Here is an 18,837-nt window from a genome sequence, read left to right on the forward strand (position 1 = left end):
GTCTGATGTGACGAACTTCGGTTTCTGCGCGGGGACATCTATCGTTGGCCCGAAGCGGAGCCGCTCACGCGAGGGCTTTCAGCAGCTGATCGCTTCAAAGCAGCGTAGTTTGCAGGTGCTGACCTGCCAGTCGTTACAAATCATCTTTGCTTTAATTTGAACGGTGGGCCACTACTGCGGCATATTCTTGGTGCTCGCATATATGGGGGAAGAAGAGGGATGGCTGACGAGGATGTGGCGCCGCGGCGCCAATTCCAGATTGTCCGCAACGGCGATTCGACACCTGCCAACATAGATTGGTCCCAAGGAGTCGAGACAGTTCAAAAGGGCATCGCCGATGCCCTGAACGCGCGCAACGTTGCGTTCCTGTTGGGCGCTGGCTGCTCCTCGTTGCGTGTCGACGGAGAGGAGCGAGGCATCTCAACCATGCAGCCCCTCGCTGAGATATTTTGCAACACTACCACCCAAGCGTTGGCAGCCGCACAGCAGGCTGCGGAAGACGAGGATCTGTTGGGCGAAGGCAGCGCCGACGTGCCCCCTGTAGAGCCGCCTGACTGGCTTCTAACCAAAGAAGAAGTAGCCATTCTCCAAGAGGCGGGCGTCGAACTGGAAGATGAGTACGCTCGCAACCTTGAGCGCTTGATGGAGGTATTGCACAGTCTTCGTTTCGTCTCCCAACGCAGCGCGAAATCATCCCATTGGGCGCGAGCCAAGGAGCTGACGGAGGTAATCAACAAGGTCCAGGCATTCCTCTGGGAACGGTGCACTGACGGTGCTTTCGCGAAGGGAGATACAGCTGTCCGCGACCTCTATGAGAAGTTCTACCGAAAATTAGTGTTGCGCGACCGAAGCCTACCCCGGCCATGGGTGTTCACTACGAATTATGATCTGTTCAATGAAACGGCGATGGACCGCCTCGGCATTCCCTATGCCAACGGTTTCTCCGGCATCATAGAGCGCCGTTTCAATCCCTCCACATTTCGCTACGCCTTGGCTGAGCAGCTCGATCTTTCAAACCGCAAATGGTCGGCGGTCGATGCGTTTGTCTACCTGTGCAAGTTACACGGATCGATCAGCTGGACAGAAGACGATCACGGCCTGTTCCCAATCCGTGAGAAGTGGCCGGCCGACGGCAGCGCCAAGATGATGATCTTTCCCACGCCCGCAAAGCAGAACTCGAGTCTAGGGTCACCATATGCCGACCTTTTTCGCGAATTCCAGTCGCGCATCGTCCGCGAGCAAAGCGTGCTTGTGACTTCGGGCTACGGGTTCGGCGATGAGCACCTGAACAACATCATTTACCAGGCGCTGACAATACCGACCTTTCGGTTGATTATCTTTGCATCACCGGACGCACCCGGAGAGATTGCCAAACTGCGCGCCCTTGGTGATCCGCGGATCTGGATAATCGGTGGCGACGGTCCGGAGCCGGGTACAAGGGCACATTATTTCGACACGATGGTCGATCGGTTCATGCCTCAGCGGCCAAGCGAGCGTATCGACGACGCCGTTCGCAAGGTGATGAAGGAATTGGCTCCGGACAAGGGCGATACCGAATGAGTCACGACGATCGCAAACGGGCGGTAGGCAAGGTCACGTCAGTGGCAGCAGACAGGTTCGTGGTCGAGATGCACGCGGGAACCGACAACTTCACGGTCGTGGGCTTTGACGACGTGCACTACGTCGCACGTTTGGGCTCGTTCCTGATGATACCGACTCACGCCGAATATGTTGTCGCTGAGGTTGTGGGGCTGCGCGAACGTGATGTTGCTGCATCCTCGAGAGGCGACCTCGACAAAGCAGGATCGGCGAAATTCCTCGATGTCGTGCCCGTCGGCATGTTGCCTGCTTCGGGCGATGGAAAATTCCGGTTCGGTGTCTCGGTCTTCCCTTCGCTCTACGCGGACGCATTGTATGCCCTCGACAGCGAACTCGACCGGATATTTGAGACGAAAACCGAGGTTGAGGCCGGCATCGGACCTGACGGGCAAATCTGTGTGCCGGCGAAAGCCACCCGCTTTCGTGTTTTAAGCATCGGTCAGTCCGTGGTGTTCGAGGACTATGCGGTGAAGGTCCGCCTCGACGATTTCTTCGGTGGTCACGTCGCAGTGCTTGGCAACACGGGAAGCGGAAAGTCGTGCACAGTCGCTTCGATTCTTCAGGCGCTTTTTGAAAAACCGGACGAACATCATGCCCGGGGCGCCACGTTCGTGGTGTTCGACGTCAACGGCGAGTATCGGCAGGCGCTAGAACCACTGGCAAAGCCAGGCGGTATTGGGATCGACCGGGTCGTACTCGATGGCACAGCCACTGGCTTCCGCTTGCCCCATTGGTTCTTGGATCTTTCAGAGTGGGAACTGCTGCTCCAGGCCAGCGAACGCACGCAGGTACCCATACTGCGCATGGCGCTTGGCCTTTCAACGATGTTCTCAGAAGCTGGTGCCAACGATCTCGGCGGCGTGAAGAACCACATCCTTGCCAAATGTATCACGCAGATCGTGCGCGACGATTCCAGTAGTCCGTCCAAGCATGACCGGATAGTTGGCATCCTCCAGCGATTCAACACTGGTGAAATCAATCTGCAATCCATCCAACCTTTCATTGCAATTAGCTACGGTCAGCTGGCTGATGCCCAAGGTTTAGACGACTTTCTCGTCGGCGAGAATGCCTTTGTTATCGACGAGTTGAAGCTGCCGGATTACGAAAACATCCCTTTCGATTTCCGCTCACTAGGAGAGGCAATGGATCTCGCCATCCTTTACGAGGAGGCACACGGCAACCGCCAGATACGTGACTACTGCTCGCAGATGGTCACCCGCCTGAAATCGCTTGAGGAGCGTCGGGAGTATGAATTTCTGCGCCACTCACTGCCAGTCGGGGGGCAAGCCGGTGAAGGTCAGAGCGAATTCCTAGCCCGAATCCTCGGGCTGACCGCGAAGGGCAGTGGCCTGACTAAGACCAGTCAGGTCGTGATCGTCGATATGAACGCCGTATCGGATGACGTCGTCGAGCTTTTCTGCTCGGTTCTCGCACGCATGACGTTTAGGCTGCTGCGGCAAGCCGATCCGCGTAACCGTTTCCCAGTTCACTTGCTGCTTGAAGAGGCTCATCGCTATATTGCCTCCACACCCTCCCGTTATGCGTTGGACGCAGCGAAGGTTTTTGAGCGGATAGCCAAGGAGGGTCGCAAGTACGGTATGTTCCTCATGGTAGCATCACAGAGGCCAAGTGAGCTTTCAAAAACCGTGTTGTCTCAGTGCTCCAACTTTGTCGTTCACCGCATTCAGAACCCAGACGACCTGTCGCAAATCCGTCAGATGACTCCATTTATTTCCGACGCGGTTCTCAAACGGTTGCCATCCCTCCCCAAGCAGCACGCGTTGGTGTTCGGAACATCCGTGAATTTGCCGACGACGTTCCGCGTCAGGGACGCGTCTCCCCGGCCATCCAGCGACGACACCAAAATAGTTGATCTCTGGTTCCACGAGGAAGGTCGCCGAGCGAACATCCGACTCGCCCCGCTCGTACCCGATCCGGATGACGTATTCTCAGATCTAGTGTGACACTAGCCGAATACTGAGGAGCTCTATGTCTTTGGCCAGCCTTTCGTTTTCAAGAAGATCATTCCATCGAATGCGCCGAGTTTTGCCGCGGCTTCGGTAGCATAGCGCCTTCGAGACTCCACGGATCGGCCGGATGAGCGCTCCAGGATCCGGCCGCCCCAACTGTCCGATCCTTTTCGGTATATGGAAATGTTCAGCCCGTCGGTATTCAAATAGCTGTTGCCAGCGTGCGAGACGCGCCACTTGCGCAGGAGCCAATTGCGTCGGCGGTGAGCAGCACTGCGGAGCGCACGTTCGCGCATTCGCGGTGCCTCGTAGTCCTGCTCCATCTTCTCCGCACAGACACATCCCACGCCGAGCATTTCGGCATGGTCAGGATGAGTCATATAATGGACGTATCTGATCTCTTGGGTTTCGCACATTTCGCAGATCTCAGACGGTTCATCGAGATCCTCGACATTGACGCAGGTCCAGCCCTTATGCGGAATTCCCGATCGCGACCACTTCCCAGTCATCGATCCCCTCCCCCTCCGACAAACCTATTCCTCTATCTCGACGCCGACGTCCTGCTGGCTGCCGGAAAAGTCTGGCATGATGTCACCAGCCAGCAGCTTCTCCTTCGACAGCAGTCCGGCATCCTCGAGCGCCTCGAAATCCGGCAGGTCGCGCAGCGTGTCGAGCCCGAACTCCAGCAGGAATTCTTTTGTCGTCACATAGGTGTAGGGCGCGCCCGGCGTTAGGCTGCGCGGACCGGAAGCGATCAGGCCGGCACCGCGCAGATGACCAATAAAATCGCGACTGATCTCCTTGCCGAAGAAAGACGACAGTTCGGCGCGGGTGATCGGCTGGAAGTAGCCGATGCACATCAGACCAAAACCTCCGACTGCGTAAGGTCGGCCGTCTTTCCACTTCCACCTACAGCAGCGCGGATGGCGTCTGCATAGGCAGGCCGGGTCAAATGTTTCCAGCCGCCGGCGACCGAAACCAGATCATAGGGTCGACCGCGCAGCTCCTCGCGGATGTCGTCGATGAGGAGATCAATGCTGCAGCTTTTTCCGACGATCCGGGCGAGCATTTCGCGGTTGACTGGCTCGCTGGCCGCAAAAATCGCTGCCTCGACGCGATGCATCCATTCGCGCCAGCGGGCCTCCGGCGGCAGGTGATCCAGTTCCCGGTCAAACAGCTGATCAGCTGATCGACGGTCATCTGACCGGCTCCCCCCTCGCCTGCGCGCTGCCTCCGCCATGATCGTCACAGCCCGTAGATGCGGAACGTGGGACGACCGGACAGCTCGCGCACGGCACCGAGCTCGACCAGCCGGTCGAACAGGCGGCGCAATCCGCGGTCGCTCATTCCAGCGATGTTTTCTGAGGCAATGATCGCGTCGTCGGACAAGAGCTTTTCGACGACAGCACCCGCCGCCTTGGCTCTGAGTTTCGGCAACGGCAAGCAGCCGGTCCGCACGGCGCTCGAGTTCGGCGAAAAGATCAATGGCGCGCAGCGCAGCGCGCGCTTGCGCGGCCTGCAGACTTTTGGTCCCGCCCTCCGTTTCGGCACCCGCTGCTAGAACGGCAGTCACTGGTCGACGCGGCCGGCTCGTACCCACAACTAAGGTAGCCTCGCCGCCCAACAAAGGGACTGCATGTGTCCAACCTAGCCGCTGCGCGAGCAAGACATCGGCAAGCCAAGCTCCGAGAACGCGCCCGAAGCCGTAACGCTCCGCAGCCGCGAATGCTCCGACCAGCGTTTCGACCGTCCCAGCGTTGGCGGCAAGCTGTCGGAGATCGTCCGTCAGATCGCTGACCACCTCGTCACCGCGCGTGAGACCGAGATCTTCCAGCACCGCGGCGAGGTTTTTCTCCGTCAGCAGATCGTCCGCTGGGCGAGATGCCAGCCGCCGCCAAGCAAGAAGGAAAAGGCCGGCGGGACCGACATTGTCGCCCGGTCGTGTGAGCAACACGGCGTCGCGCACCGCGCTTTCATCCTCGACGCGGCCGGCCTGCTTTGCAGTTGCCGCGGCCGCCGAAATTGCCAGCCGCTGCCGCCAGGCGCCGGCCCACCGCTCCTGCCGGCGGACCACAGCATCGAGCGCGCCGATGGCGGCGCCGGCGGCGAACGCGACGTCGTCAACATCTTTTCCCGCAAGGCCTTGCGCATCCGGGACGGACCGGCGCAGCCAGGTCGGGACGGCGGTGGAGTAACGGCTGCCGCGCCAAGAAGCGTGCCGGGGTGGCGCGAGAGAGATTTGGGGCGCAGAATCATTGCAAGCAGGATGAATCATGACGGCGCTTTTAGCAACGAAAATAGGCAAAAAGCGCTGCACCTGTCGGAAGCGCAAAACGAATGATAATGTTGCATTATCAGTTGCTTAACTCTACTCTTCCACTCGCAACAAGTTAGCTGGATAACATCACTCTTCGGGCACACCCGGACGACGGTTCGGTGCAGCCACTCACGTCAATCCGGACAGTCCCGTCTTCTCGTCGCGACTATCCCGGTACCCGGAGTTGGTCACGGCGACCTGCTTCCGAGCCACCTTTCGAATAGGCCGAGCTCGGATCACCAGCTCTAAAGCTCCACGTGATTGCCTATTCGATAAACCCTCCGTCAAGATTGCAGCGGCTAGAAGCCGCCGCAGCCAAACGGTCACAGCGCCCGCCCAATCGAACCTGAAATCATACCGGCAGGCGGACTTGCACGGGGGCTGTCAGTGGAGCAGGCGCGTGAAAGAGCACATGAAATAGGTGTATCGCCAATATTTTCGTATTGCTCTAATCGATTATAGTTGTGAAGCGCAATTTCAGCCCGTTTACTTGCCGCTCAAGTCACGCATAAAAGAAGGTAGCACCGATTCGGTAGCTTATCCCCTGTCTTTTGCGTACTCGCGGCCCGTGGCGCCGAGTGGACGATTGAAGATCGCCGGTCTCACTAGCAGGTGGGCACAAGCGCCTGGGGCCGGTTGGCAAGCCACAGGAGTAGGACAAATGTCGAAGGATTCGGGTAAGGGCGATCACGGCGGCAAGATCGAGATCACGGTGGTGGTGAACGGCCAGCCCACGCAGGTCGAAGCCAATCCCAACCAGCCGCTTCACGTCGTTCGTGCCAAAGCCCTTGAGAACACGCAGAACGTCGCCCAGCCGGCCGAGAATTGGGAATTCAAGGATGAGGACGGCAACCTGCTCGACGTTGACAAAAAAGTTGGCGATTTCGGTTTCGCGAACATTGTGACCCTGTTCCTCAGCCTGAAGGCGGGTGTAGCAGGTGCCTGAAATCCAGACTGTGGACCCTGCGGTCTCGCGAGCGAAATTCGATCGGCAGATCGGCTGGTTCCAAACACAAGCGGGCGCTTACCGGGCTCAGGGTTGTTTCCTGATCGAGGCGAGATTCCCTACTGCCTTCTTCATCTTCGCACCGCCCAAGATAAGGCCACAGATAATCGGTGCAGCTGTCGAGATCGACTTCTCCAATTACGACCTCCGACCTCCGTCGGTAGTCTTCGTCGACCCCTTTACCCGCCGGCCGGTTGCCCGCAAGGATTTACTGCTAAGTATGCTCAGACGACCGCATCTACCCGGAACCCCACCGGATATGATTTCGGTCCTCATGCAGCAGAAAGCTCTGTCGCTAGCGGACTTCCTCCAGGCCAACAGTGCGGAACATACGCCATTCCTGTGCATGGCAGGCGTCCGGGAATACCACGACAATCCAGCCCATTCAGGTGACTCATGGCTTCTCCACCGGGGTTCTGGCGAAGGCTGTTTGGCCTTTATCCTGGACAAGATCATCAAGTACGGGACCGGCCCCGTGGAGCAGATACAGTATCAGTTCCAAATCTCAGTGGGAGCGATGGTAGTACCCCCATCCGCCATCCCGGAATGAGCGTTTTGATGGATGTAACGACCGTGACGCTCCCGCGCCACTGCATCTCGACTGTGCATGCGCATCTGCGCTCGGTTGGTCGCGAAGGCAATGAGGGGATGGCGCTCTGGGTCGGCGTTCAGCAAGACCAGCATTTTGCCGTAACAGAGACCGTGCTCCCGGCGCAGCGTCACATTCGGACGGGCGATGGTGTTTGCGTGATGGTTCCGGCCGAGGAACTGCACCGGCTTATGTCTGGCTCTACAATAGCGGCCTGAAACTCTTGGCCCAGATCCATAGCCATCCGGGCCGAGCCTACCATTCGACGACCGACGATGCTTATGCGGTTGCTACCACGGTTGGGTGTCTGTCGCTGGTAGTGCCGAATTTCGCCCGCGAGCCTTTCGATTTTGCTCGAGTCGCCGCCTATCGGCTCGACGGAAAAGCCAACTGGAATGCGCTCCCTTCCGCGGCACTGTCGCGAATGATCACAATAACGAGTTGAACAATGGCACTCGCTAACTTCATCGACCGCGCCGCCACGGCGGCATCTCAGGTCCTAGCCGATTTTCATCTGGAGGACTTTAAAGCAGCTCTTGAAAAGCAGGTCGTGGCCGTCGCCTTTGACGATCAAGCCGCTTCCTGCGCCGAAGGCCAGGCGACACTAGATCTTGCGGTGAGGTTGCTCGCCAGGCTCTATCCAGTTCTGGCGATACTCCCGCTGGGCAGCGCGGCAAGCTTTCAAGCCCAAGCGCTGGAGCGCTTGGCAAAGTCGATAAATCCAAAAGTTGGCATCCGGCGTTCCGGCAAGTCTGCCACCATCTGCGTAGTTGCAGGGGTGACGCGCCCACCACTCCGGTGCCCGACCTTTTTCATGGGATCGGACGGTTGGGCGGCAAAGCTGTCGCGTACGGACCCGGTGGGCTCCGGCTCGAGTTTGCTGCCCTATGGAGCTGGCGCCGCCAGTTGCTTCGGCGCCGCCAACGTCTTTCGAACCATCTTCGCCGCCCAGCTGACCCGCGCCGAGTTAGACGAAACCATCGACCTCTCGTTATACAGCTACGACAAGACCAAAGCCGGCGAGGCAGGCCCGATCGACATACCTGTCGACCTTGGCGAAACGCACCTCGTTGGGCTCGGTGCGATAGGCCATGGCTCGCTTTGGGCGCTAGCGAGACAACCCGGTCTCACGGGTCGTCTGCATGTAATCGATCACGAAGCAATCGAACTCTCAAACCTGCAGCGCTACGTATTGGCCGGCCAGGCGGAGATTGGCATGTCCAAGGCGGTTCTTGCAGCCACCGCCCTTAGATCGACGGCCATTGGGGTCGAGGCGCACCCGCTGACGTGGGCAGAATATGTTGCGCGCCACGGCGACTGGGTCTTCGACCGAGTGGGTGTGGCGCTTGACACCGCCGCCGACCGTCTGGCGGTCCAAGGTGCTCTGCCCCGATGGATCGCGAATGCCTGGACGCAGGAGCACGACCTCGGCATCTCGCGGCACGGGTTCGATGACGGCCAAGCTTGCCTTTGTTGCATGTACCTGCCGTCCGGGAAATCCAAGGACGAGCACCAGCTGATTGCCGAGGAACTCGGAATACCGGAAGCACACGAGCAGGTGAAAACGCTCCTGCAGACCAATGCCGGAGTTCCCAACGACTTTGTAGTTCGGGTGGCTACAGCGATGGCTGTGCCGTTTGAACCGCTAGCCCCGTTTGTTGGCCAGCCCCTGCGTTCCTTTTATCAGCAGGCTATCTGCGGCGGTCTGGTGTTCCAGCTCAGTGATGGAAGTCGCCGCGTTCGAACCGTGGTTCCGATGGCCTTCCAGTCAGCGCTTGCCGGGATTATGCTTGCCGCCGAGCTCGTCAAACACAGCGCGGGTTTTCCCGTGGGCCCGACGACGAGCACTCGGGTGAATCTTCTGCGCCCACTTGGCTCCCGCTTGCACGATCCGAAGGCCAAGGATTCCAGCGGCCGCTGCATCTGTAGCGATGACGATTTCATTGCCGCTTACAGGCGCAAATACGCAAATACGGCAAGCGCGTTGAACAGCTAGGCGATGTCTCCGCCCCCTAAGCAGACGCGGATATCTAGATCCCAGGGCCGGCGGCTTGTGCTCGTGACGAGGGCGAACTACACGCTGGGCCCGCTCCTCTGCCGACCTATCGTCCATGATATCCCCTCCCCGCTCACGATCCCGGACACCTTCTTGCCGATGTGCCGCTCGAGCACCGGCCGCCATGGTACCAGCGTGAATTCGCGACTTTTCAACGACGGCATATTTTCCGCTGGCGAGCTCGACGGACCGGCGTAGCGTACCCTCTACTCGTTCTCCAGACCGGGCTTCGACACAAGGCAGTCCAAGTTCCTCCGACAGCTGCCCGGCAACACGGTTCAGCTCGCGCTGGCAACATCGCAAGCATGTTGGCGCGGTAGACGGACCGATTCTGCTCTTCATGCGCGAGGCCTTGCGCGATCAGCCACTGCCGCCGGCGGACTTGCGCTTCCCGTACCTCACCGCCAAAGCCGGAGTTGCGCAAGGCCTCCGGTCGGTCGGCAACGAGCGGCTGGTCAATCCAGGTGGCGCCGTCAAAGCTGACCTGTCGCTCCAGCGAATCCGCAGCGTGATGCGCCTCTTTGCGGATCGACGAACACCCCGCCATCATGACTCGGGTAGCGTGCCGCCCCTTCAACCTGCGTCGCGTGCCGAGAGAAATCCCCCGCGTAACCAAGCAACGAGTTCGATGGTGTTAGCAAAAATCTTCTTGCATCCTGCAATAATCATGGGATTGTCGCCGGAGGGTAGCAATGTGCGATCATCGGTCTTGAGACCAAGGCACACCTTGTTGAGCGCCCGACCGTAGCCAATTTCAAATGCCACGCCTTCATCAATCGTGCGACCGTCCAGTACAGCAACGATATAATTGCACCTCCTAATCGCATTGATGTCCGCCTCAAACACCAATTGCCTCGCAGCCTCCAATGGCATCCCTCCATCGACTAGATCGCGCATGAGCTTTCCGTCGCGTTGAGGAAGAAAAACGTGCGCCATAGGCTCAAGAAGGCTTGTCAGCCGCTCATTGAAGCTGCGCTCAATGTCATTGAACAGTGGCGCTGCCAGATAGATACGCATGGACGTTCGAGCATCATTCATAGCGGGCGATAATCGTGTTGAGCTCGGTCGGTTCATATTCCTCGAATAGAACGTGCCGAGCCACCTTGCGAGCAACGTCACCTGGACTGTTCTCATCGGTTGAGAGGACAAACGACGGATTGTAGATCATTTTGAGGGTCATAGTCTGTGCATCAAAATAGGGTTGCTTGCCCGCCTCCTCCGGAGGGCGACCTCGCGCCATATTTCGCTTCACTAGCGTCTTGGAGTCCGCCTCGATAAAAATGATCTCTCCTTTCTGAAGAGGCTGATCGCGAGTTACTAGATCGCGCAATGCATGAGACTTTACCTTGTTCTCGTCATCGCCTTTAGAGAAGGCATAAAGATCCAAAGGGGCACGATCCATAAAATGAAGCCCCGCCGTCGCCGCATGCATACGGCGATTCTTCTCCTTCAGTTCCGAATATATGAATTGATCTACGATTTTCTGCTGATCTTCAGTGATCTTACTTGACGCCATATACATTTCACGAGGAGGTGGCCGTGTCCATTCTTCGTGTGTTTGAAAGCATCGCAAGTGCTCGAGCAATGTCGATTTCCCGGAGGCGACAGGCCCCACTATATAATAGTGATACCGAGAGCGCCGATCCTTTCCAAGCGTTTCCACGGTTTCGCTGAACCCTCTTTCATCAAGATTAAGAATATCGAGAAAATCTCTGATCTCAGCAGACGTGAGAAATATCGTTACCAAGTTATAGAGCTCGAGATTGGCCTCGAATATGTCCTGTCTTCGCGCCTCTGATAGGACCCCTTCTTCCTTAATCCAGTATATCATATAGTGATGGTTAGCTGGGCTCTTATCCCGGTTGAGGCGTAGGTAATTTTTGAGTGAGCTATCGGCAAGCGAATGACCAATCAACAGCATTGTGTTTTGAACAAAGCGAAGGAACAGATACTCGGAACTGACACCGGGGGAACGTGCACGAGCATCCGCGAAAGAATCTTCCGTGAATATCAGTTGGGGGCTGCGCTTCTTAAGGCTGACACGGGGCAATATTCCATTGACGTGATAAACTGTCGTCAGATTCCCTCGATCGGTAAGAGGCGGTTGCCAAGTGACGCTTAGGGCGTTACCGGACTCGCTGCCAAAAGCGCTTTGCTTTACCTGCTCCCCTATCGCATCAGCCAGAAGATCGTCGAAGTTGAAATTTATTACCAGTGATACTTTGCGAGACAGATCACGCAGCTGTGCGAGATAGGGATGCGTTTGTATGACCTCGGCGATTGTTTGCGGGACCTTCTCATAGATCGCCTTGTGAATAGCGTCGCCCCATTCATATTCGACCGTTGCGGACCTAAGCTCTGCCGGCTCCGTGACAGGACATGCCCCCCTGAAGCGATGATAGATGATCTGTCCGAGATATTCAGGTTGGAGTCCCGCCGCAACGTGTGCTGCTAAATCATCAGGGAGGCCGCCCTGAATCTCCGCAAGCCTTTTCAATAGATCCTGCCACCCGGGCACCTTGGCGTCGATTGAAATTCCGGCTCCCGTCACCAGGTTCAGCCGTTGCAGTCTCAGCCTTTGGTAGAGGTGGCACAAAAATCGCGGGAGACGCGGCTGTCGCGCGATGGCGGCATGAAGGTCACTAACCATTATTCAGACCTCGAAATATCGAGGCGACTGAGCCCGCTGCTGCTGGATCATATTTTCCCCCGACCCCACGGATGTTCCATAATCCAGATTGGCGGATATGTGCTACAGGAGATTTGAGGCCAAGCCAGTCAGGACCGGGATAATCAATTATCCGCATCGATTCGCTAAAAAGCGCAATCAACTGCATCTCAACCTTAGCGCGCAAGCTTTCCTTGCTAGGTTTGTCATCAACTTCAAGCAGAACCACCTCTAAATCCTGAAGATATCGTGAGACCGCAAGCTCATGCGCAATCTCCAAACTCTTCACCTCGGGGCGAGCGTCCTGACCCTCACCCCAAGTCGCAAGGCTGCCATGGCCGGGGCCGGCCTCCAGCATCGCTCTACCAATGTGCAGACGGAAGATGGAGCCACGATGGTTGCCGATCTGACTGGAAGGTCCCAGGTGATTGCGCAATCGACCCCGCAGGGAAGCCTGCGAGCCAGCGCTAACTGCGTGGGTACCGATCCGCACCACTCGGAAACCAGCGCCTCGGAAGTTCCGTTCGGCGCCGTCCAGGAATATGTAGACCCCGCGTTTTGGCACGGATCTCGACGAAAGTTCCCTGAACGAGAACACACGGTCCGCTATGCGCTCTTCACCAATCCAATTATAGAGCCGATCCAGGTCCTGTATCCTTGCCGCCATTCGTTTTGCTTCCGCTAGCCAAATGGCGTGGTCAGAGTATTCAAGGCCCAACCAGGGCGCGACGATATCCAACGGAGAGACCCTGGCCCTGTTCAGCTCCAGCAACGGCATACTGTATTCGTTAGCAGCAAGCAGCGTCACCTGCCTGCTTTCGGCACGAGCAGCAAGCGCATCAAGCACCTGCTCAGCCCAATCGCGTTGATTGGCTTCAGGCAGATCGGGGAGATTGAGATCATACGGAGCGATAACCATCTCGCCCGCGACGATCCCGTGTTTGCCCGACAAAATTGCGTACGGCGCGCCGAGCGATCGAACAAGATTGATGCAACTTTTGAATCGGTCCGAAGTATAGAGCTGATCTGCGGGGGCGGCTTCTTGGCGCTTCTTTCGGCCGCAGCCAATGACAATGAGTGGAACGACGCCGTTGCGACCGAGCACAGCTTCTCGGAGAAGCATTGTCGGAGGCTCGAACAGTTCGCCCTGCATCACGCCAATCCTCTGGCTGCAGGATCATCCGCGGCTTTCATGCTGTGGAATGGCTTGGCAAGAGCGAGTCGACAAAGGACCAGACCAGCCGTTAACGCCACCGGGGTCCGATCGACAATGATTCGACGAATCCTTGCGGCGTCTACATCATGGCTATCACGCAGTGATCGACCGACCTTAAGCTGAACAAGCCTGTGATAAACAGCAGTGCCAGCGCCATATGGCTTTTTGGTAAGGCTCGCGTACTGCCAAGGAGCACTGGGCTGCGTCCGTGTGCGTGTAAGATCGGGGGCAATTCCCATGCACCTAACTACAGCCGATCTGTTTGTCGCCACCGAACTTGCCGAGGCTGCCGCGCCGCGTGGCTTCTTAGCCGATAGGCCTACTCGTGCGAAAACCGGGCTGACGTGAACATCGAGGATAGGCAGCTCAGCCGGCAACGTGGCGATGCCCCCCAGACAGTCCAGCACCTCGTCAAGCTTACGACTCTTGGAGATGGAATTGGGTTTCCTGCCGAGGAGAGATGCGGATTCTCGGACGCTCAAACCCGTCTTGCCAAATCCGTCAATAGAGTCATCATAGGACATGATCGAGCACAGCTTCTCACACGACTCGGTGATTTTGCTGCATTGAATCATGTTCCCCCCTGGACGCTCAAGGCGCTGCTTGACCGGCTCGTGTGACCCCAAAGATCATGTAATTGAGAGCGATGGGGGAAGCGCCGCTGAGCTTGGGAGCGACAGTTCCGCTCTGCCTGCTAAAGACGAAATCGCTCCAATTCCAGCCGACCTCATTTGTCTGCACAACGACATATGAGCCTAACCGCAATTTGGCGGAAGTGGCCGTTTTTGAGAAATCCAAGCCCAGACCGAATGAAAAGACAGGCCGGTTGTTGCCTTGCTTCTCGATCGCACGAACAACGCCCTTGGCGAGCTGAACGAAGGGCACGAGCACGGGCTGCGCGGTGGTCAGAAGCGATAGCCCTTCCTTGAAAGCAGAGTTATCCAGCGCTTCCACCAGCATGTCGGTTCCGCCGCTGCGAACGTTGATGGTGCGCCCTTCGAAGCTCAGGCCGTCGTTGCCAACGTTCACTCCGACGAAGATGGGCAAGCTTAGCAACGGGGCTGCGCTGCCGTCAGTGGCGATGGTCTTCAAGGCAAAGCGCATCTCCTCCGACTTGCTCCCAGCTTGGTTCTTCCCCGTAAATTCGCACAGTATCTCGTGGCGGCCGGACCCCGGATAGTTGTGAACGTAGAACCGATCGAGGGTGATTTTCAAACTCGCGCCTTGGAGCCTTTCATCGGGCGCCATCGACGTTGCGTGAACGATGTCCAGTCTATCTCCCGCCGAAGATCCATTCTCGGGAATGAACCCGATCGCCGCGCCAGTGTTAGCCCATTGGTCGTTGGTGAAGAAGGGAACGCTGATCGCCTGACTTCGAGCCCCCAGCTGATGGAAACGGGAAGCCGCTTCGTGATCGCCGATTTCCTCCAGATAGGCGGCGATCTCCAAAGGATGCTTGGCTCCGATGCAATCTGATTTGTCGAATTCCATTCGGTCCCCTTTCAAGCACGTACGCGCGGCCTTGGCCGGATGGCCTCGCGAACGGAGGCGTAAATATCCTCCCGCACGGTGGCGCCGACTTCCAACGTCACCGCGAGTGCATAGGGAACCGCAGCCTGCTGGAAATTCCGGTGGTTGGCGCGCGCCTGGACTCCTATGAACAGCCCGCTGGAGTCCATGAAGGCAGTGCTGTTGCTCCCCTCAAGGATGAAGTGCGCCACGGTTCCGCGCCTTATATCATCCGGATGGGGCTGCATGATCGTCTTCACACCTCGCCAGAACTTACGCTTTCCGTCCTGATCGACGACGTCCAGCATCACACCCCGATAGGCGATGGAGGTTGGATGGATCGGGGGTAGCCATGCGAGCGTCATAGTGATCCTACGGATCTCCCTTGAGCGGATCATGCCGGTTGGGATTGGAATGCGATACTCGTGAAGCTGCTCGTGGCTGATCTCATCATCGGCAGTAAGCGGTCAGCCGATAACGTCAGGCCTAAAGTTCCAAGGCATGAGCATTTCGATTTCGGATGCCGGCCAGCCTTGAGCGATGCGGGTCAAGGTCTGCGAGAGCCAGTCGAGCGGATCGACGCTGTTCATTTTGCAGGTTTGCAGCAAGGTGGCTACCGTCGCCCAGGTTCGTCCACCGCCGTGGCTGCCGGCGAATAGACTATTCTTTCGCGTGATCGTCTGGGGCCTGATTGCACGCTCGACGATATTGGAGTCGATTTCGATGCGACCGTCCATCAGAAAGCGTTCCAGCGCCTCCCGCCGGGTGAGCGCGTAGCGGATCGCCTCGGCGGTCTTGGATTTTCCGGAGACCTTGCCCAGTTCCGCTTCCCATAGATCGAAGAGGCTCGCGACAATGGCCACGGACTTTTCCTGACGTAGCGCGGCGCGGCTTCCGGCATCCTTGCCGCGGACCTCGTCCTCGACCTTCCACAATTCGGTCATGGCGATGATCGAATCCGTCGCGGCCTGCGAGACCCCGCTGATGTGCAGGTCGTAGAATTTGCGCCGCAGGTGAGCCCAGCACCCGGCGAGCCGGATTGTTTCATTGCTGCCGGCTTTGGCCCGTGCCTTGACCAGGTTGGTATAGGCCGAGTAGCCATCCACTTGCAGGATACCGCTGAATCCGGCGAGGTGGCGCGCCACGCAATCCGCACCTCTGCTGTCTTCAAAACGATAGGCAACCATTGGCGGACTGGTTCCGCCATAGGGTCGGTCATCCCGTGCGTAGGCCCACAACCAGGCTTTCGTGGTTTTCCCGGAACCAGGGGCAAGGGTGGGCAAGGTCGTCTCGTCGGCGAAGACCCTTTCGCCCTCCTTGATGCGCTCCAGTATGTAATCAGCAAGCATCTGCAGCTCGAAGCCCAGATGCCCCGTAAGCGCGTAGGCGTCCCCACGTAGCGTGCAGGCGGTTGATCGCTCATTTTCAGCATGAATCATGCGGAGAATCCTATGAGCGACAGTATGAGCCATCATCGAACATTCGAGATTTTGACGGCGGAGCCTGTGCCGTCCCGACGCAAGCCGCGCCATCGGTCGGACGAAGAGAAGGCACGGCTTGTCGCCGAAGCGTTCTCGCCAGGGGGCAATGTCTCGGCGGTTGCGCGTTCCGAGGGGCTGGACCCCTCGCAGCTCTATGCGTGGCGCCGCAAGGCGCTTTCGTCGGGCATGGTTGCGCCACTGACGGAGGGAGCGAGCAAGCCGGCGAAGTTCACGCGCTTTGAAGCGGTGGGCAGCGACACGGTGGAAATCGTCATTGGCGACGCAGTGGTGCGCGCCGGCGGCGATGTCGATCCCGATCGCCTGGCGAGGATCATCCGCGCGGTTCGTAAGGCATGATCGCTTCCGGTGTGGTGGTTTACGTGTCGTGCCAGCCGGTCGACTTCCGCAAGGGCGCGGCATCTTTGATGGCGCTGGTCAGGGATGGCGGCCTGGACCCATTCTCGGGGGCACTTCACGTATTCCGTTCGAAGCGTGCGGACCGGGTTCGCATCGTGTGGTGGGACGGCAGCGGGGTTTGTCTTTATTCGAAGACTCTGGAAGATCACAGCTTCTGCTGGCCGGGGATATCGGCCGCGCGCATGCGTCTCGACCACGCCCAGTTGATGGCGCTTCTGGCCGGACTGGACTGGAAAAAGATTCGTCCGGCCAGGGTCAGGCGGCCGTTATCGACGGGCTGAAACCGGCCTGCGGCAAGATGAATCATGCGGCTGGAACGGTTGGGAAAGCGGCTGTTTTTGTGCTCTGTTGCTTGCCATGGTTCTACCGGGTCTTGCCCTTCCCGACGACGTTGATGCGCTGAAGGCGATGATCCTTTCCATGGCTCGCGAGCAGGCTGCAAGCGAGGCCCGGATCGCAGTCGCCGACGCTCGGATCGCAGCATCTGAGGCGGAGGTCGCCCGGCTGAAAGCTGTCGAGAAAAGCGCCAGCGAGCGGATCGCCAATCTCACGTCAATCCTGAAAGTTTTACAGCGCACGCAACATGGCACGCGTTCCGAGCGGCTACGCCTGGCCATCGACGACGAGCAGGCCTCCTTTGCCTTCGAAGAGGTCGAGACCGGCCTTTCGGAAATCCGGAGCGAACTCGACCGCGCGGTCGGGAACAAGCCGAAGCGCGCCCCGCGTCCGCGCAAGGGCTTTGCTGCCCACCTCGAACGCATCGAGGAGGTCGTCGAGCCGGAAATCCCGGCCGACTGCGAGGGGCTTGAAAAGGTTCTGATCGGCGAGGATCGATCCGAGCGGCTGGACGTCGTGCCGCCGAAGTTCCAGGTCATCGTCACGCGCCGTCCCAAATACGCCTTCCGGGGCCGTGACGGCGTGGTCCAGGCTCTGGCGCCGGCGCACATCATCGAAAGCGGGCTGCCGACGGAGCGGCTGCTCGCCTATATCGCCGTCTCCAAATACGCCGACGGCCTCCCGCTTTATCGGCAGGAGGCGATCTATCTGCGCGACGGCGTCGAGATCAGCCGGTCGTTGATGGCGCAGTGGATGGGGCATCTGGGCTTCGAGCTGCAGATGCTTGCTGATTACATACTGGAGCGCATCAAGGAGGGCGAAAGGGTCTTCGCCGACGAGACGACCTTGCCCACCCTTGCCCCTGGTTCCGGGAAAACCACGAAAGCCTGGTTGTGGGCCTACGCACGGGATGACCGACCCTATGGCGGAACCAGTCCGCCAATGGTTGCCTATCGTTTTGAAGACAGCAGAGGTGCGGATTGCGTGGCGCGCCACCTCGCCGGATTCAGCGGTATCCTGCAAGTGGATGGCTACTCGGCCTATACCAACCTGGTCAAGGCACGGGCCAAAGCCGGCAGCAATGAAACAATCCGGCTCGCCGGGTGCTGGGCTCACCTGCGGCGCAAATTCTACGACCTGCACATCAGCGGGGTCTCGCAGGCCGCGACGGATTCGATCATCGCCATGACCGAATTGTGGAAGGTCGAGGACGAGGTCCGCGGCAAGGATGCCGGAAGCCGCGCCGCGCTACGTCAGGAAAAGTCCGTGGCCATTGTCGCGAGCCTCTTCGATCTATGGGAAGCGGAACTGGGCAAGGTCTCCGGAAAATCCAAGACCGCCGAGGCGATCCGCTACGCGCTCACCCGGCGGGAGGCGCTGGAACGCTTTCTGATGGACGGTCGCATCGAAATCGACTCCAATATCGTCGAGCGTGCAATCAGGCCCCAGACGATCACGCGAAAGAATAGTCTATTCGCCGGCAGCCACGGCGGTGGACGAACCTGGGCGACGGTAGCCACCTTGCTGCAAACCTGCAAAATGAACAGCGTCGATCCGCTCGACTGGCTCTCGCAGACCTTGACCCGCATCGCTCAAGGCTGGCCGGCATCCGAAATCGAAATGCTCATGCCTTGGAACTTTAGGCCTGACGTTATCGGCTGACCGCTTACGAT

At 58.4% G+C, this 18,837-nt stretch carries 15 protein-coding genes and 4 pseudogenes; 9 read left to right on the forward strand and 10 right to left on the reverse strand.

The annotated features are described in order from the left end of the window. Nucleotides 1-219: 219 nt before the first annotated feature. On the forward strand, nt 220-1,560 hold the full coding sequence (locus JG739_RS29195) for an SIR2 family protein (protein WP_202323993.1): 1,341 nt from the start codon (nt 220-222) through the stop codon (nt 1,558-1,560). Continuing rightward, complete coding sequence (locus JG739_RS29200) at nt 1,557-3,563, forward strand: ATP-binding protein (protein WP_202323994.1); 2,007 nt, start codon at nt 1,557-1,559, stop codon at nt 3,561-3,563. Before JG739_RS29195 ends, JG739_RS29200 begins: the two co-directional genes overlap by 4 nt. Before the next feature lie 23 nt (nt 3,564-3,586). Here the strand turns inward: JG739_RS29200 and JG739_RS29205 are convergent, their stop codons facing one another. The 3 genes and pseudogenes from JG739_RS29205 to JG739_RS29215 all read right to left on the reverse strand — a co-directional run. Next, complete coding sequence (locus JG739_RS29205; protein ID WP_202323995.1) at nt 3,587-4,078, reverse strand: hypothetical protein; 492 nt, start codon at nt 4,076-4,078, stop codon at nt 3,587-3,589. 24 nt (nt 4,079-4,102) lie between these two features. Beyond that, nucleotides 4,103-4,809, reverse strand: a pseudogene (scpB, locus tag JG739_RS29210) (SMC-Scp complex subunit ScpB). Nucleotides 4,810-5,061: 252 nt separating this feature from the next. Continuing rightward, nucleotides 5,062-5,844, reverse strand: a pseudogene (locus JG739_RS29215) (DUF1403 family protein); the annotation flags it as partial. Nucleotides 5,845-6,547: 703 nt separating this feature from the next. Between JG739_RS29215 and JG739_RS29220 the strand changes: the two are divergent. The 4 genes from JG739_RS29220 (at nt 6,548) to JG739_RS29235 (ending at nt 9,477) form a co-directional block, all read left to right on the forward strand. Then, nucleotides 6,548-6,832: a DUF2604 domain-containing protein gene (locus tag JG739_RS29220; RefSeq protein WP_202364461.1), complete on the forward strand. Its 285-nt coding sequence runs from the start codon at nt 6,548-6,550 to the stop codon at nt 6,830-6,832. After that, nucleotides 6,825-7,442: a putative metal-binding protein gene (locus JG739_RS29225; RefSeq protein WP_010913845.1), complete on the forward strand. Its 618-nt coding sequence runs from the start codon at nt 6,825-6,827 to the stop codon at nt 7,440-7,442. The genes JG739_RS29220 and JG739_RS29225 overlap by 8 nt, the downstream gene beginning before the upstream one ends. 8 nt (nt 7,443-7,450) lie before the next feature. After that, on the forward strand, nt 7,451-7,699 hold the full coding sequence (locus JG739_RS35640; RefSeq protein WP_244749622.1) for a hypothetical protein: 249 nt from the start codon (nt 7,451-7,453) through the stop codon (nt 7,697-7,699). A 230-nt stretch (nt 7,700-7,929) separates the two neighbouring features. Next, entirely contained in the window at nt 7,930-9,477 is a 1,548-nt protein-coding gene (locus JG739_RS29235; RefSeq protein ID WP_202330428.1) for an E2 ligase fold family C protein, read from the forward strand. 77 nt (nt 9,478-9,554) lie between these two features. Here JG739_RS29235 and JG739_RS36470 read toward each other — a convergent pair. From JG739_RS36470 to tnpC (JG739_RS29270), 7 genes and pseudogenes are all read right to left on the reverse strand, one after another. After that, nucleotides 9,555-10,087 (reverse strand): annotated as a pseudogene (locus tag JG739_RS36470) (DUF3363 domain-containing protein). Nucleotides 10,088-10,110: 23 nt separating this feature from the next. Then, on the reverse strand, nt 10,111-10,554 hold the full coding sequence (locus JG739_RS29245) for a nucleoside 2-deoxyribosyltransferase (RefSeq protein ID WP_202324009.1): 444 nt from the start codon (nt 10,552-10,554) through the stop codon (nt 10,111-10,113). A gap of 13 nt (nt 10,555-10,567) precedes the next feature. Next, the gene (locus JG739_RS29250; protein ID WP_202330429.1) at nt 10,568-12,187 is read right to left on the reverse strand and encodes an SIR2 family protein; all 1,620 of its coding nucleotides are present in this window, start codon (nt 12,185-12,187) and stop codon (nt 10,568-10,570) included. After that, entirely contained in the window at nt 12,180-13,358 is a 1,179-nt protein-coding gene (locus JG739_RS29255) for a DUF6884 domain-containing protein (protein WP_202324014.1), read from the reverse strand. The genes JG739_RS29250 and JG739_RS29255 overlap by 8 nt, the downstream gene beginning before the upstream one ends. Nucleotides 13,359-14,012: 654 nt before the next feature. Continuing rightward, nucleotides 14,013-14,912 carry a hypothetical protein gene (locus JG739_RS29260; RefSeq protein WP_202324016.1) on the reverse strand — a complete coding sequence of 300 codons (900 nt, stop codon included), beginning with the start codon at nt 14,910-14,912 and terminating at the stop codon, nt 14,013-14,015. A gap of 11 nt (nt 14,913-14,923) precedes the next feature. Beyond that, entirely contained in the window at nt 14,924-15,295 is a 372-nt protein-coding gene (locus JG739_RS29265) for a hypothetical protein (RefSeq protein ID WP_202364462.1), read from the reverse strand. A gap of 102 nt (nt 15,296-15,397) precedes the next feature. Next, a pseudogene (gene tnpC, locus JG739_RS29270) lies at nt 15,398-16,303 on the reverse strand (IS66 family transposase); the annotation flags it as partial. Between the two features lie 78 nt (nt 16,304-16,381). Here tnpC (JG739_RS29270) and JG739_RS29275 point away from each other — a divergent pair. From JG739_RS29275 to tnpC (JG739_RS29285), 3 genes are all read left to right on the forward strand, one after another. Further along, nucleotides 16,382-16,768 carry a transposase gene (locus tag JG739_RS29275; RefSeq protein ID WP_183445375.1) on the forward strand — a complete coding sequence of 129 codons (387 nt, stop codon included), beginning with the start codon at nt 16,382-16,384 and terminating at the stop codon, nt 16,766-16,768. Continuing rightward, a complete protein-coding gene (gene tnpB, locus JG739_RS29280; RefSeq protein WP_183445374.1) occupies nt 16,765-17,109 on the forward strand; it encodes an IS66 family insertion sequence element accessory protein TnpB in 345 nt (114 codons plus the stop codon). Before JG739_RS29275 ends, tnpB begins: the two co-directional genes overlap by 4 nt. Nucleotides 17,110-17,185: 76 nt before the next feature. Further along, nucleotides 17,186-18,826: an IS66 family transposase gene (gene tnpC, locus JG739_RS29285; protein ID WP_183445373.1), complete on the forward strand. Its 1,641-nt coding sequence runs from the start codon at nt 17,186-17,188 to the stop codon at nt 18,824-18,826. The last annotated feature ends 11 nt before the right edge of the window (nt 18,827-18,837 follow it).

The organism is Mesorhizobium sp. L-2-11 (genome assembly GCF_016756595.1).
Lineage (GTDB): Bacteria > Pseudomonadota > Alphaproteobacteria > Rhizobiales > Rhizobiaceae > Mesorhizobium.

Bases quoted from the DNA above. Each gene is read 5' to 3' on its own strand.
- JG739_RS29195 (WP_202323993.1), top strand. From the start codon at position 220: ATGGCTGACGAGGATGTGGCGCCGCGGCGCCAATTCCAGATTGTCCGC.
- JG739_RS29200 (WP_202323994.1), top strand. From the start codon at position 1,557: ATGAGTCACGACGATCGCAAACGGGCGGTAGGCAAGGTCACGTCAGTG.
- JG739_RS29205 (WP_202323995.1), bottom strand. From the start codon at position 4,078: ATGACTGGGAAGTGGTCGCGATCGGGAATTCCGCATAAGGGCTGGACC.
- JG739_RS29220 (WP_202364461.1), top strand. From the start codon at position 6,548: ATGTCGAAGGATTCGGGTAAGGGCGATCACGGCGGCAAGATCGAGATC.
- JG739_RS35640 (WP_244749622.1), top strand. From the start codon at position 7,451: ATGGATGTAACGACCGTGACGCTCCCGCGCCACTGCATCTCGACTGTG.
- JG739_RS29235 (WP_202330428.1), top strand. From the start codon at position 7,930: ATGGCACTCGCTAACTTCATCGACCGCGCCGCCACGGCGGCATCTCAG.
- JG739_RS29245 (WP_202324009.1), bottom strand. From the start codon at position 10,554: ATGCGTATCTATCTGGCAGCGCCACTGTTCAATGACATTGAGCGCAGC.
- JG739_RS29250 (WP_202330429.1), bottom strand. From the start codon at position 12,187: ATGGTTAGTGACCTTCATGCCGCCATCGCGCGACAGCCGCGTCTCCCG.
- JG739_RS29255 (WP_202324014.1), bottom strand. From the start codon at position 13,358: ATGCAGGGCGAACTGTTCGAGCCTCCGACAATGCTTCTCCGAGAAGCT.
- JG739_RS29260 (WP_202324016.1), bottom strand. From the start codon at position 14,912: ATGGAATTCGACAAATCAGATTGCATCGGAGCCAAGCATCCTTTGGAG.
- JG739_RS29265 (WP_202364462.1), bottom strand. From the start codon at position 15,295: ATGACGCTCGCATGGCTACCCCCGATCCATCCAACCTCCATCGCCTAT.
- JG739_RS29275 (WP_183445375.1), top strand. From the start codon at position 16,382: ATGAGCGACAGTATGAGCCATCATCGAACATTCGAGATTTTGACGGCG.
- tnpB (WP_183445374.1), top strand. From the start codon at position 16,765: ATGATCGCTTCCGGTGTGGTGGTTTACGTGTCGTGCCAGCCGGTCGAC.
- tnpC (WP_183445373.1), top strand. From the start codon at position 17,186: ATGGTTCTACCGGGTCTTGCCCTTCCCGACGACGTTGATGCGCTGAAG.